General features: G+C 49.1%; 8 protein-coding genes and 1 pseudogene. 5 read left to right on the forward strand and 4 right to left on the reverse strand.

Annotated features, from left to right (window positions below; translation table 11 throughout):
* Positions 1–5: 5 nt before the first annotated feature.
* On the forward strand, positions 6–452 hold the full coding sequence (locus AC07RN_RS00215) for a hypothetical protein (RefSeq protein WP_186753539.1): 447 nt from the start codon (positions 6–8) through the stop codon (positions 450–452).
* 15 nt (positions 453–467) lie between these two features.
* Here AC07RN_RS00215 and umuC read toward each other — a convergent pair whose 3' ends face one another.
* From umuC to AC07RN_RS00230, 3 genes and pseudogenes are all read right to left on the reverse strand, one after another.
* Positions 468–1,730, reverse strand: a complete 1,263-nt coding sequence (umuC, locus tag AC07RN_RS00220) for a translesion error-prone DNA polymerase V subunit UmuC (protein WP_186753598.1) — start codon at positions 1,728–1,730, stop codon at positions 468–470.
* A 2-nt stretch (positions 1,731–1,732) separates the two neighbouring features.
* Positions 1,733–2,152 (reverse strand): translesion error-prone DNA polymerase V autoproteolytic subunit, encoded by a 420-nt coding sequence (gene umuD / locus AC07RN_RS00225; protein WP_478335269.1) that lies wholly within the window; start codon positions 2,150–2,152, stop codon positions 1,733–1,735.
* A gap of 172 nt (positions 2,153–2,324) precedes the next feature.
* A pseudogene (locus tag AC07RN_RS00230) lies at positions 2,325–2,522 on the reverse strand (GNAT family N-acetyltransferase); the annotation flags it as partial.
* 489 nt (positions 2,523–3,011) lie between these two features.
* Here AC07RN_RS00230 and AC07RN_RS00235 point away from each other — a divergent pair.
* Both AC07RN_RS00235 and AC07RN_RS00240 read left to right on the forward strand, forming a co-directional pair.
* The gene (locus tag AC07RN_RS00235) at positions 3,012–3,170 is read left to right on the forward strand and encodes a YnfU family zinc-binding protein (RefSeq protein ID WP_478335270.1); all 159 of its coding nucleotides are present in this window, start codon (positions 3,012–3,014) and stop codon (positions 3,168–3,170) included.
* Between the two features lie 155 nt (positions 3,171–3,325).
* Entirely contained in the window at positions 3,326–11,908 is an 8,583-nt protein-coding gene (locus tag AC07RN_RS00240) for a GH36-type glycosyl hydrolase domain-containing protein (RefSeq protein ID WP_478335271.1), read from the forward strand.
* A gap of 18 nt (positions 11,909–11,926) precedes the next feature.
* Here the strand turns inward: AC07RN_RS00240 and AC07RN_RS00245 are convergent, their stop codons facing one another.
* On the reverse strand, positions 11,927–12,160 hold the full coding sequence (locus AC07RN_RS00245) for a hypothetical protein (RefSeq protein ID WP_063925936.1): 234 nt from the start codon (positions 12,158–12,160) through the stop codon (positions 11,927–11,929).
* Between the two features lie 1,221 nt (positions 12,161–13,381).
* On the opposite strand from AC07RN_RS00245, the gene AC07RN_RS00250 reads away from it, so the two are divergent.
* Both AC07RN_RS00250 and AC07RN_RS00255 read left to right on the forward strand, forming a co-directional pair.
* Entirely contained in the window at positions 13,382–13,582 is a 201-nt protein-coding gene (locus tag AC07RN_RS00250; RefSeq protein WP_478335272.1) for a hypothetical protein, read from the forward strand.
* A gap of 197 nt (positions 13,583–13,779) precedes the next feature.
* Positions 13,780–14,256 (forward strand): YciE/YciF ferroxidase family protein, encoded by a 477-nt coding sequence (locus AC07RN_RS00255; RefSeq protein WP_186753549.1) that lies wholly within the window; start codon positions 13,780–13,782, stop codon positions 14,254–14,256.
* Positions 14,257–14,304 lie beyond the last annotated feature (48 nt).

Here is a 14,304-nt window from a genome sequence, read left to right on the forward strand (position 1 = left end):
GCGGTATGACAAATAAAAACATGAGCGGTATTCATGCCTGGCAACGCAATCGCGTTGAAAACAGTGCGTCATTGGTTAAACGTGCGATTGATGAGCTCCTGTCAGGGAGGCTAAAAATCAGCCTAACGACGATTGTTCGGGCTTCAAAAAGCGTAGACCCTACGGGAAAAGGCGTATCTGCTTCCACCATCTTGCGGAACAGGCAATGCCATGCAATGTACAAAAAATATGCAACACTGAACGGCAGTAGCCGGAAAAAACGTACCATTTCGGACTCTGAACTTAATGATCCCACGGCGTCAGAATTACGGAGAGCTTATCTTCTTGCGAGTAAGAGCAAAACAGCCTTGATTGCGAAGGTTATTCTGCTTGAACGTGAGCTTGAAAACTGTGAAATACAGAATGGCAACCTGCGAGAGAAAATACTGTCACTGCAGCTACTGTACCTGTAAGGCCAGCATTCATTTTCATTTAGCGACAGGCAGATCTGAGTAGCGCGTAGTGTAAGCCGGTGACAGCATCTCACGTTTCATTGCCCAGGGCTTCTGGATGCCCTGACCCGCAAACCAGACCTTTCCTTTTCCTGACGCGTTAATGCCGTCGATTACCGTCATGAGTGCCGTGCTATTAGCTTTCGGGGCGAAACTATCAAACAAATTAAGCTGTGCTGTGCCGCGACTAAAAAAGTCAGCCAGCATAACACCCGCTTTCATGTAACGGTAACCATCGACCCATATTCGATCCAGTGATTCTGTCGCGGCACAAATAATGTCACGCGTATCATCCGAAGGTGTCGGTAATTTCACCGATGATTGGTTTCCATAATAAATTTCATTATCTGCGTGCGGGCTGGTGCGTAGAAAAACGCTAACAAAAGCACAAAACTGGTGTTCGCTACGCAATTTTGCCGCAGCACGCTCCGCATAGGTGCAGACAGCCTGACGCATATCGGCATACTCGGTAATACGATACCCAAAAGAGCGACTGCACATAATCTGTTGCTTATTTGGCGAAAATTCTTCAAGCGCCAGACACGATTCACCACGCAGTTCACGCAACGTTCTTTCCAGAACAACGTTGAAATGCTTTTTGATTACCCACGGTGAGCTATTGGCTAAGTCCTGCGCTGTACAGATCCCCATAGCGTTCAGTTTTTTGCTGATGCGCCTTCCTACCCCCCATACTTCCTCTACAGGTACGCGCTCTAACAGCTTTCGCTGACGTGATATGTCGGATAAATCAACCACACCTCCCGTACCAGGCCATCTTTTTGCTGCGTAATTTGCTAGTTTTGCTAACGTTTTGGTTTGCGAAGCACCGATCCCGATCGTGAGCCCGGTATTTTTAAGCACCTGGTTTCGCACGGTTTTGCCAAAATCCGTCAGCGACATGCAACTGGCTACACCAGATAAGTCGATAAAGGCTTCATCGATTGAATAGATCTCGATGGCTGGCGACATCTCCGTCAGCGTCTGCATAACTCGCGCGCTGAGGTCAGCATAAAGGGCATAGTTTGAGCTGAATACGTGTACTGCGGAGGGGAATGTTTTATTTTTCAATTTAAAAAAAGGTTCTCCCATCGTAATGCCGAGCACTTTTGCCTCTGCTGAACGCGAAATTACGCAACCGTCGTTGTTAGAAACCACCACCACAGGTTTTCCCTTTAAATCCGGGCGGAACACCGTTTCACAAGACGTATAAAAGTTGTTGACGTCAGCCAGAGCAAACATCGTCATTGATGTGACTTCACTGAAAATGTCACTACGCCAAATATTTCCAGATCTTCTGGATGATGAAACGTAATGGGTGAGTAATTGCTATTGTAAGGAACCAGTTGCAGGACGGGATGCGTGCGCAACTCTTTGACGGTAAATTCTCCGGCGACAGCCGCAATTACAATATCGCCGTGACTTGCCGAAAGCGAACGATCAACCACCAGAAGGTCACCATCTCCAATTCCAGCATCCGTCATGGAGTCACCGCTTACTTTAATAAAATATGTGGCGTTAGGGTGGGTTATCAAAAGCGTATTAAGATTTAACCTATCTTCGACGTAGTCTTGTGCGGGGCTAGGAAAACCACAAGGTACCCGTTCCGCAAAGAGAGGAAGATGGATAGAAGGGACAATCTCTATGGGATAAAAAAGCTGCATAATGAGGAACTCAAGATAACTGTATTTATATACAGTATCACGGGTTTTTTCGCGTATTCAACCTTCTTCTAAGCATGTTTCTGAAACCGTTTGAAGTTGCGAGGAATTTAGGTTTTACCGTGTAAGCAGTAAACTGAGTAAGTTTGTTTTTATTGGTTTTTTTTAGACTTTGTCTAATAGCACCACATCCTATCACTTCGCCATGAGTATTCTTTGCCAATACCCACAATGCTTTGTCATCATTCATTGCATCAACGTTGAAGTTGCTTTTGCCGTTATCACCCGTAATAGCGGCAAGCTCCGCTGACAGCATTTCGATTAAGCGATGGGAATCTGAAGAAAATGGATCTGATTTCTCTATTGTGATCATGGGTATACCCTATAAAGAGATTTTGACCAGAATAAAGTCTCCTGCCTTGAAAAGCATCACTTCTCAACAGGTGATGGAACACCGGTGATTCCTGCTATTCTGAGGATGCGATGTCCGTTCCTCGCTCAAAGCTGTCTGTCATGCCTGCTTATAAACAGGCTTAACGTAGGATATTTCCCGTTTTTTCCAAGCGGGCCCCTTTTTGCAGAAACGCCCATACGCTCCTCCTATGCTCAAACTATAGGGCAGAATCGTCTACCGGGGTGTGGTCAGTCCATCATGTACCTCTGGTAGAGCTTTATTCTCATTTTGTTATGCTGAACAAAGACAATATACCACTACAACTATCGATGCCTTAGTCATGGAAAGTATGTGACTGAAAAATACAAATTGGGCATGAGGCTGTCTGAATGCGTTAAAAAAACAAAATAGATTAAAATATAATCAAACGTGATAGGGTAGGGCACATTCATTGAAAGGTTAATCATCATGTCTATCATCGATTACGCAATGAAACTCATCAGTGGTGCAGCCACAGTCACTTGTCCCATTTGTGGGTCTAAATCGACCCAGCCAGTCTCAAAAATCCGTCTGAAAAAAGCCATGCTTTGTCCAGGATGTAAAGCTCTGTTTATACCAACACGATAGCGCCTTCCAGAGAAGCATGCATAAACTGATGTTCTATACTCAGATATAAACCAGCAGCTGTTAAATCCCTGATGACTTACACCCATCCTGAGAGAACCCTTCTGAACTGATTTCGCAACTGCTCCTGCGCGTTAACGTCGCATCAGAGCAACGCTATGAATATAAATCCCAGGGCGTGGCTTCGCCGCCCCCGTCCCCTGACGCAAACTCCCGGCTGGGCTCCGTTTCCGGTTAACGACCCGGCGGGTGAAATTCCTCTGCGGCCAGAGCTGTTTTCAACACCTCAGATGGAGCGTTATGGTCAAAAACTGGCGCGTACCCATAAAATTTCTCCAGATAAACTGCCTTACTACCTCCTTAAACGGCTCGGTGAAAATGAGGCCGTCATTACGCAAAACTGTTACGAACTCAATGCACGTAAAAAAACGACCATTATGCCCGCCGGGGAGTGGTTGCTGGACAATTACTACCTTATTGAGGAGCAGATCCGTATCGTCCGCCAGCACTTGCCGAAAAGTTTTGGCAAAGGGCTGCCTTCACTGTCCTCCCCACACCGTTGTCCGCGAATTTATGATATTGCCGCAGAGGCCATTGCGCATGGCGATGGGCGATGGGATATCGCCAGCCTGACCAGCTATATCACGGCTTATCAGACAGTCACGCCGCTTACGTTAGGCGAAGTCTGGGCTTTGCCGGGCATGCTCCGCCTGTCCTTAATCGAAAACCTGCGCCGCGTCAGTGCCGAAGTCGTACAAGCCCAGCAAGAACGAAGCCTGGCCGATACGTGGATAACACGAATTTTCGAATGCGCAGAGAATGATCCGGCTGATTTAATCATGGTGATCGCTGACATGGCGCGTTCACGCCCTCCGTTGAGCAGCGCATTTGTCGCTGAACTGGTACGCCGTCACCAGGGCCATGGCAACGCGCTCGCCCTACCTCTGACCTGGGTCGAACAGCGCCTGGCCGAACAGGGCATCACAACAGAGATCCTCATTCATCGCTTCAATCAACAGCTCGCTGCCAGTCAACTCTCTGTCAGCAACAGCATCGCCGGTTTACGCTTACTGAGTGAAACTAACTGGGCTGATTTTGCTGAAACCATTAGCGTGGTGGAACAGACGTTACGGCTTGATCCCGCAGGCATATATTCCCGCATGCACTTTGATACCCGGGACCATTATCGTCATGTTGTTGAGCTTCTGGCCAGACAGAGCCACTTCACTGAGCCTGAGGTGGCAAACCATGTCCTGGCACTTTCCCGGGAAACCACTCCTGGGACGCAAGCACATCATATTGGTCATTATCTGGCAGGCGAAGGACGTCAGCAGTTGGAAATTCAGCTGTTGGCTGAAACGTCCAGACTCATACGTCTGCGGCACAGTTTCAACAAAATCCCACTTCTGTCATGGCTAGGCAGCCTGAGCCTGTTGACCACGGCAACGACAGCAGGGATATTGCACGAAACGGCGCATCAGGGAATGGGCTGGTTGTTGTTACTGTTGGCATTACCCCTTATTGTTGCTGTCAGCCAGTTAATAAGCGATATGCTGAGTGAGATCACGACCCGTTTCCGTATCCCTCTGCCGCTGCCACGAATGGATTTTTCGGCTGGTATCCCGGCTGATTGCGCGACTATGGTCGCTATCCCCTGTTTACTGACCAGTCACGAAAGCATCTGCAAACTTCTCACCAGCCTGGAAGTTTGCTGGCTTGGTAATCAGGACGAAAATCTCTGTTTTGCGCTTCTTACCGATTTCGCTGATTCGCCCAGCGAAAGTACTGAAGAAAACCAGGCTCTGTTAAATCAGGCCATCACAGAGACACAGAACCTTAACCGGCGATATCCTGGCAGCCGTCCAAACTTTTATTTGCTGCACAGAAAGCCGGAATGGAACCCTCTGCAGGGCGTCTGGATGGGTTATGAGCGCAAACGAGGAAAACTGGCTTTACTGAACGACTGGTTACGCCATCCTGCGGCACAGTTTGCCAGTGTTGAGGGCATGCCAGCAGATCAGTTACCCGGGCACATTAAATATGTCATTACGCTGGACAGTGATACGGTTCTGCCGCGAGATACCGCGCATAAGCTGATCGCCACCATGGCTCACCCCATGAATAAGCCAGAATATGATCCTTTAAAGCTGAGGGTAGTAAAAGGTTATGGAATTCTACAGCCAGGACTGGCAGAGGAGATTCCACGCAACGGACAAGGGCGCTATGCCGCCTTGAGCAGCAGCGTACCAGGTAATAACCCCTATTCGATGATGTCTTCAGATATCTATCAGGATCTCTTTTGGGAAGGATCCTTTGTCGGCAAGGGTATTTACGATGTTGATATTTTTGTTCAGGCCACCGCAAACACCTGCCCTGAAAATCTGGTCCTCAGCCATGACTTACTCGAAGGTTGTTATGCCCGCTCCGGGCTGTTAAGCGAAGTCTTACTCTATGAGCAGTATCCGAATAATTATCTGTCGGATGTTGCTCGTCGCACGCGCTGGATACGTGGAGACTGGCAACTCCTGAACTGGCTTAGACCTCATGTCAGAAAAGCGGATGGAACCAGCGTTAAAAATCCATTATCCGTGCTGTCATGCTGGAAGTTATTCGATAATCTGCGCCGCAGCCTCGTGGCGCCTTCTTTACTTGTGCTCCTGTTTTGCGCTTTGATTTGGGTTCCCAATCCCTTTTACTGGCTAGGAGTGGTAACACTGGTTTGGCTGTTGCCAGCGGTCTTAAGTATCACCCATGATCTCTTGCGTAAACCTCCTCGCCGCTCCCTGCGTCAGCATCTGTCGCTGGTCGTCGCCAGTGCGCTGAAGCGACTTTCCCGCATCGCGCTTAATTTTGCCATACTGCCACATGAGGCCGGATACACTCTGTACGCGATTGGCGTAACGCTCTGGCGCCTGGCCATCAGTCGACGAAACCTCAGCCAATGGGCCAGTCACAATCCCGTAAGTGACCAGGTAAAGGTATCTGCTGTCCGTTTTTATCGGGCAATGTGGCTGAATGTGGTAAGTGGTATAGCATTAACGGGGCTTACCTTTCATTTTGCACCGCAGCTCCTGGTAATCGCATTACCTGTCAGCATTCTTTGGTGTCTGGCGCCTCTGCTGATGAGTTGGCTGAGCCGTCAGCCTGTGCGCAAAGTGTTTTCACCCAATAAAGAACAGAAAGAACTGCTGCGTCAGACAAGCCGCGAAATCTGGGCCTTTTTTGAGACGTTTGCCACGGCGAAAGAAAACTGGCTTCCTCCTGACAATTACCAGGAAATCCCCGAGCCGACGATCGCGCATCGCACTTCTCCCACAAATATTGGGCTTTCCCTGCTTGCAAACCTGACGGCCTGGGATTTTGGCTATCTGCCTGGCGGCGAAGTTTTGCATCGCATCACACAAACACTCGACTCGCTGGATAAAATGGAACATTTCCGGGGGCATTTGTATAACTGGTATGACACTCGCACGCTTGCCCCACTCAGCCCTCGCTATGTTTCAAGCGTCGACAGCGGAAATATGGCTGGTCATTTACTGACACTACGTCAGGGGCTGTCCGCCATGCGTAAGCAGCCCGTATTGAACGGTGAACAGATACTGGCCGGGCTGAACGATACATTGTCTATCCTGGAAAGACACTGGGGTCAGAACACGCCTACCAGCCTGCGGCTGTTGCGTAAACAGTGTCTCAGTGCGATGTCGTTACCTCCGACACACATTTTTAGTGCTCTAAAAAAAATGAGGACGCAAAGCAACCATCTGAAGATGCTATACAATCAGGAGGATAGTTTTGTTGTGCGCTGGACCGAGCATCTCGAGCATCAGCTGGTTCAGCTTTGTCACGAGTGGACGCATCTGCTTGGCTGGTTAACGCCACTGTATAAGGATCAGACGTTACCGTCACTGAACTGGCTTGCGACGGCGACCTATTCCGGTGAAGGGACACCTACGGCATCCGTGATAACGCAAGCCCGCCTGCGCCTGGATATAATCACCGAACTTGAACAGCGCCTGGACGACCACGCACGAATGGATTTCGCCTTTCTGTACAGTGAAGCGACCAGCCTGCTCAGTGTCGGCTACAACTGTGACACGAATACACCCGACAAAAGCCATTACGACCTCCTCCCATCCGAAATTCGACTGACAAGTTTTCTTGCCATCGCAACAAATCAGTTGCCGCTTAAAAGCTGGTACACCCTGGGGCGACTCTTCACAACGATTGATAATGAAACCGCGCTGATGTCATGGAGCGGTTCAATGTTTGAATACCTGATGCCAAATCTGGTGATGCCTGTCTGGCCCGGTAGTCTTCTTGATGAAATGAGTCAGTCGGCCGTAATGCGGCAGATAAGTTGGGGAAAAGAGCGCGGCGTGCCATGGGGAGTTTCAGAGTCTGGTTACCATGCTTTTGATGTTCAGCATAACTATCAGTATCAGGCATTTGGCGTCCCTGGTCTCGGCCTTCGCCGTGGGCTGGCCGACGATATGGTCGTCGCTCCCTATGCCACACTTCTGGCACTGCCGGTCTCGCCACAAAAAGCCTGTGAGAACCTGTTCAGACTGAAAAAAACCGGTGCTCACGGTGAGTACGGTTTTTATGAAGCACTGGACTATACGCCCTCTCGCCTGGCGACCGGTCAGCTTTATGCCGTAGTACAGTCCTGGATGGCGCATCATCAGGGAATGGCGTTTCAGGCGCTGGCTCATGTGTTGCTTGATGCCCCTATGACAGCGCGTTTCATGTCCAGCACCGCTTTCCAGTCGGCGAGCCTGCTGTTGCAGGAACGCGTGCCTGATGCCGTCGATCTATACAGCCCGCGTCGTCACTTCGAGTCTCATGAAGGGAGAGTCAAACCGGTTCGCTACGAACCGCGCATTTTCACCGCAGCGGATAGCCCGGTCCCCGAGGTTCAGCTGCTATCCAACAGCCATTACCATCTGATGATGACTGCGGGCGGCGGGGGGTATAGTCGCTGGAATAATCTTGCCCTCACGCGCTGGCGCAGCGATACCACCCGCGATAACTGGGGGGCATTCTGCTATATCAGCGATCCGCAAACAGGTGAGATATGGAGCAATACCTGGCTTCCCACAGGGGACGATTCGGGTGACAGCGACGAAGTGATATTTACCGATGCAGGTGCTGAATTCCGGCGAAACTTCGGGTCACTCAGCGTCAGAACACAGATCGTCGTCTCCCCGGAGGATGATATTGAACTACGGCGGGTCACACTTGTGCATCGGGGCCGCCTGCCGCGAACCCTGGAACTGACGACGTATGCCGAAGTCGTGCTCGCACCTTATGCCAGCGATCTGTCTCATCCTGCCTTCAGTAATTTGTTTATCCAGACGGAGCTTGATCCCGATCGCGACGCCATACTCTGCCATCGTCGTCCGCGTTCGGAGCATGAAAAGAGCCCTTGCCTATTCCACATGATGGTGGTGCATGGTGATAAGCCGAAGAGCGTTTCGTTTGAGACCGACAGAGCTAAATTTCTTGGGCGTGGCCGAAGTCCTGCTGATGCAATGGCTAACAGCGAAAACGGACCGCTTAGCAACACGTCGGGGTCTGTGCTAGACCCCATACTGGCGATACGCCATGCTGTCACGCTGCAACCCGGACAGCCGATCACCATTGATATCGTTTATGGTATCAGTGAAAGCCGTCAGCAAAGCCAGACACTGCTGGAAAAATATCGTGATCATCCCATTGCTGACCGTGTTTTTGAACTGGCCTGGTCTCACAGTCTGGTGGTGTTACGCCAGATGAATGCCAGTGAAGATGATGCCACCTTGTTTAACCGTCTCGCCAGCGCAGTACTTTATCCAAGTCAGGAATGGCGCGCAGACGGCCAGGTAATTAGCCGTAATCGGCGTGGTCAGTCCGGTTTGTGGGGCTGGGCTATTTCAGGCGATCTGCCGATTGTGCTGCTCAGTATCGCCAGAGAGGAGAGTATAGCCTCCGTTACCACCCTTATTCAGGCGCATCGCTACTGGAGACTAAAAGGGCTGGAAGTGGATCTTGTCATTCTGAATAACAGCCCCGGTGGCTACCAGCAGGTCTTGCAGGCGCAGATGATGGATTTAATTTACGCGGGTTCGGGTGCCAGCCTGCTGGACAAATCCGGCGGGATTTTTGTCCGTAATGGCGAACATCTGTCTGCGGATGATAAACAGCTTTTGATGAGTGTGGCCTATCTGTATCTTGATGACCGCGCGGGTGGCATTAATGAACAGCTCAGCCTGCGAATGAATACGTCAAAAACACCGGCCAGGGCATTTATCTCGTACACCATGACCGGACGCAATCAACATACTGACTGGACTCCTGATACCAGTCAGCTGCGCCATTTCAACGGCTACGGTGGATTTTCTCAGGATGGCCGGGAGTATCAAATTGTCCTGAAGGAAAATGCGCCCACTCCGGCGCCCTGGTCCAACGTGCTGGCAAATCGCTGTATTGGCAGCGTGATCTCTGAAGCGGGGCAGGCCTATAGCTGGTATGAGAATGCCCACGAATATCGCTTAACGCCCTGGGAAAACGATCCGGTGAGCGACCGTAGTGGTGAAGCCTTTTATTTGCGCGATGAAGAGAGCGGCGCGTTCTGGTCCCCCACTCCCTTACCAGTACGCGGGAAGGGGGATTATCTGGCCCGTCATGGTTTCGGCTACAGCGTGTTTGCGCATCGTGAGAGTGGTATAGACACTGAGCTGACGGTGTTGGTCGCCGAAAAAGATCCGGTGAAAATTGCCATCCTGACGCTCAGTAACAACTCGGGCCGCACGCGTAAATTATCCGTCACGGGTTATGTGGAGTGGACGCTCGGGGAATCACGAACCCGTACCGCCCCTCACATTGTGACGCATTCTGCCAGCATACCGGGTGGTTGCAGCGTGATGGCAAACAACTTTTACGGCGCAAACGGTGGCGGGCGAACTGCCTTTTTTGCCGTCAGTGGCATTCACTGCTCGCTAACCGGTGATCGCCGTGAGTTTATTGGGCGTAATGGTTCCCTGCAAAACCCTACAGCCATGAAACAGCACAGCCTTACGGGGAAAACGGGCGCCGGTCTCGATCCATGCGGGGCGCTACAGTCGATGGTCACATTAATTGATGGTGACCAGAGAACGTTTATTTTTGTTCTGGGAGCGGAAGAAAATCAGGCCCAGGCTCAGGCGACGCTTGCCCGTTATTTGAATGAAGATGCCGCGCATCAGGAGCTGAATAGGGTGCACGATTACTGGCATAGCGTGCTTGATAAAATTGTGGTAACTACCCCTGATTCCACGGTTGATTTACTGGTTAATGGCTGGATGTTGTACCAGACAATGGCTTGTCGGCTTATGGCTCGCAGCGGTTACTACCAGTCTGGCGGCGCATTCGGTTTTCGCGATCAGCTACAGGATTCGCTGGCGCTGAGCCACGCAGCACCGGAACGGCTGCGCGAACAGATTGTGCTATGCGCCTCACGGCAATTTATTGAGGGGGATGTGCAGCACTGGTGGCATCCTCCTCACGGTAACGGCGTTCGCACTCGCTGTTCGGATGATTATCTCTGGCTCCCGCTCGCCGTATGCCACTACGTGGAGACAACGGGTGACACCGCAGTATTGGAGCAAAGAATTCCTTATCTGGAAGGCCGCCTCCTCCAGCCCGGTGAAGAATCTGTCTATGATTCTCCCGTCATCAGCAACATCGAAGAGACGTTGTGGCTGCACTGCGTAAAAGCGATTCAACATGGGTTGCGGTTTGGACAGCATGGGCTGCCACTTATGGGGGCGGGTGACTGGAATGATGGTATGAACCAGGTCGGCATTGAAGGCAGAGGCGAAAGCGTCTGGCTGGGGTTCTTCCTGTACGATATTTTACAGCGATTCGCTACGCTCGCAGAACAGCAGCAGGACGCCAGTGTCGCGTTGATGTGTCGTTCTCAGGCGCTGCAGTTGCAAAAAAATCTTGAGACCTCCGCCTGGGATGGCGAATGGTATCGGCGGGGATATTTTGATGATGGCACACCTCTGGGATCTAAAGGCTCGCAGGACTGTCGGATTGATGCCATTGCGCAAAGCTGGTCTGTGCTGTCCGGGGCCGCCAGCCCAGATCACAGCAGACGGGCCATGCAGGCTCTGGATAAGTATCTCGTGGATAGCGATGCGGGGCTCATCAAACTGCTGTCCCCTCCATTCGATAACCACGGGCCAAACCCGGGTTACATTCAGGGCTATTTACCGGGCGTGCGAGAAAATGGTGGGCAGTATACGCATGGTGCCATCTGGGCAGTGATGGCGTTTGCCAGAATGGGCAATAAAGCGCGAGCCTGGCAACTGTGGTCAATGATAAATCCCATAAACCACACACTGAATGCTGGCGAAGTGGCAAAATATAAAGCGGAGCCGTATGTCATGAGCGCGGATGTCTACAGCGTGGAGCCACATACCGGGCGTGCAGGGTGGAGCTGGTATACCGGTTCAGCCGGTTGGGCATACCGTCTGCTAACCGAGGAACTTCTGGGAATAAAACAATACGGTACGTCCTTTACCCTACACGCCCAGTTTCCCGATGAATGGTCATCTTTCGGCTTAACGTATCAACATGGCTACAGCCAGTATCACATCACCGTTTCTCGTGGCGGCACGGAGTACCAGGTCTTAATGGACGGCGTCATTTTACCGGACGACAGAATTCCTCTGCTTGATGACGGTCAAAACCATACAGTTGATATCATTCAGAAGTGAAAAAGCTAAAAATGCGCATTAACGTCTTCCGTTAATGCGCTGATTATCTCTGAGAACGTCAATAGCCGTCTGCATCGCGATTTTATCATCCCTTCGTTTTTGCTTTTCTTGCATCACCTGAAGGTACTCAAGCAGCGTACGGGTGTTAATTGGCCTGCCCTGTTTAGCCACTTCCAGTACGGCGTTACCAAGGATGATTTTCACAGGAGGCAGCTGTGCCGGATACCAGTCAAGGGTGTCTTCTGATTTCATCATAAAATTCTCACTGAAGGGTATTTTATCACCTGTTCCCGCTTTGCTTTCCGGGGTTGAATTTATCGTGCATAAATAACCACATGGAACATAAGCAAAGTATTACTCAATTAAGGCGTATAATGAATAGTAGAACATTTATGTCTTGCACAAACTGACTCAGGAATTTCGAGGTCAGATTCATGCATACGACGTCACTACTGCACGAGCTAAAATTCGGTGCATGAAGGTACTCACACCGAAAAAGAAACAGAGTAATGATAATGTACTGATTTCTCTTATGCTATAAAGGTAATACTGATGAAAACTAATAAAAATTATTTTATTGAAGGCAAGATCATAGAAAATAGGCTGTTAGGAGAACCAAACAAGATTTTTTGTATCCACAGAGTTATGTTTAACAATGGGAGATATGCAATAGTTCGCGCGGCATCCGGTATATGTTTCGCCCCCGGAGAGATAATTCAACGAAACGATGGTGAATGGTTTTATAAGCAGAGTAAGACACCCCTGCTCTCTTTTGAATATATGGAAGAAAATGAATCATGTAGGCAGTTAATAGAATATTATTAGTGCAATTAGGATTTTTCTTATCATGTTCAGTGTGAATATCATCAGAAAAAATCCTCACACTTAGGTGAGAAAGTTTGAGGGCCAGGATTGATCTGGAAATCTGCTTTGTAAGCAGTGCATCCTGTAAAAAACACAGACAGAACAGTCGGCGCATGACATCCAGGTATGAAAAAGCAAATTGACGCACTTGTTATGCGCAACGGTGGTAACCGCGATGGTTTTCATCATTAAGACCATACTTTTTTCAACGTAATACCGCTCCACAGCTGGGTATAGGCAACGATCTCGAATGAGAAGAGCTGCATGCTTTCTTTTCCTCTACTTACCTTCGTCGGCATTTTGTGAGACAGGCTTAGATTATAATGTTCTGAATAAAAAATAACGCGATTATTCAAGCGAAACGACAAACCGCCAAAAAATAAAATTCGCGTGATGATTTAAATGTCTTTTTTAAAATCTTAACATTCCGATATGATGAAATAACGGTTTCGCTTTCATAATCCGCTTTCATCATTTAGATATGAAACATCAATAATAGTTGTGCAATCTTATTAGTGTGCTAGTTTTAAAATGTACCAAGAAGACCTCGCCGTGTTTATTTCATAGACACCGTTAGGCTCCGGAAAAAATATTTGGAGAAAAGTCATTATGTCAAAATTTAGTGAACATTTGATTAGACTTTTAGAAACTCGTGAAAAGTCATCCGACGCAGGTAGAAAAGACGGGAAACGCGGCGGAGAAAAAGACAAAAATGAGCGTGAGAGCGGAACAAAAAATACAGGAAAAGGCACCTCAAAAAAAAATAAAAAATCTTCCCATATCCTGTGCGATTCTCACCTGATTTTTTAGACAAAATATTTATGACCACAATCTTTTTTATTATCTAAAATGTTTTAGTGACGGTGCATCGCTTAACGCATCATTATTTTTATCCTTTAACAACGTTGATTTTTAAGTGCGGAACGGATTTCTTTACATCGTTACGTTCTTTTTTTTTAAAATAATGGCAGCGAAAAACTGCTTCTCAAATTATTATCGGAGCGAAAATGCAAATTACAACACTTGAAGACCTCTTCTCTCATGATCTGTCTGATGTCTATAGTGCAGAAAAGCAAATCCTTCGGGCCTTGCCTAAAATGTCACGAGCGGCTTCGGACCCACAATTAATTTCTGCTTTTGAACAACACCTTGAAGAAACTCGTGTACAAATTGAGCGTCTCGATCGACTGGTAGAAACGACAGACTTTATTTCCATCAACGGTATAACATGCCAAGTGCTTGAGGGGCTGGCTGAAGAAGCACAGGAAATTATGGATTCAATTGATGCTGGACCTGTCAGGGATGCGGGGCTTATCGGGGCTGCACAGAAAGTGGAGCACTATGAGATAGCCGCCTATGGAACATTGCATGCTCTCGCCTTGAAGCTTGGGTTAAACGAGGCCGCAGAATTGCTTGCGGAGACCCTTCAGGAAGAAAAAGAGACGGATAAAAAATTAACCGCGATAGCGGGTTTGCATAACTGAATTCTCCCAGAGATCCACAGCGTAAGATTATGAATCTCTTTGAAGGCC

This window comes from Lelliottia sp. GFLA7, assembly GCF_056490165.1.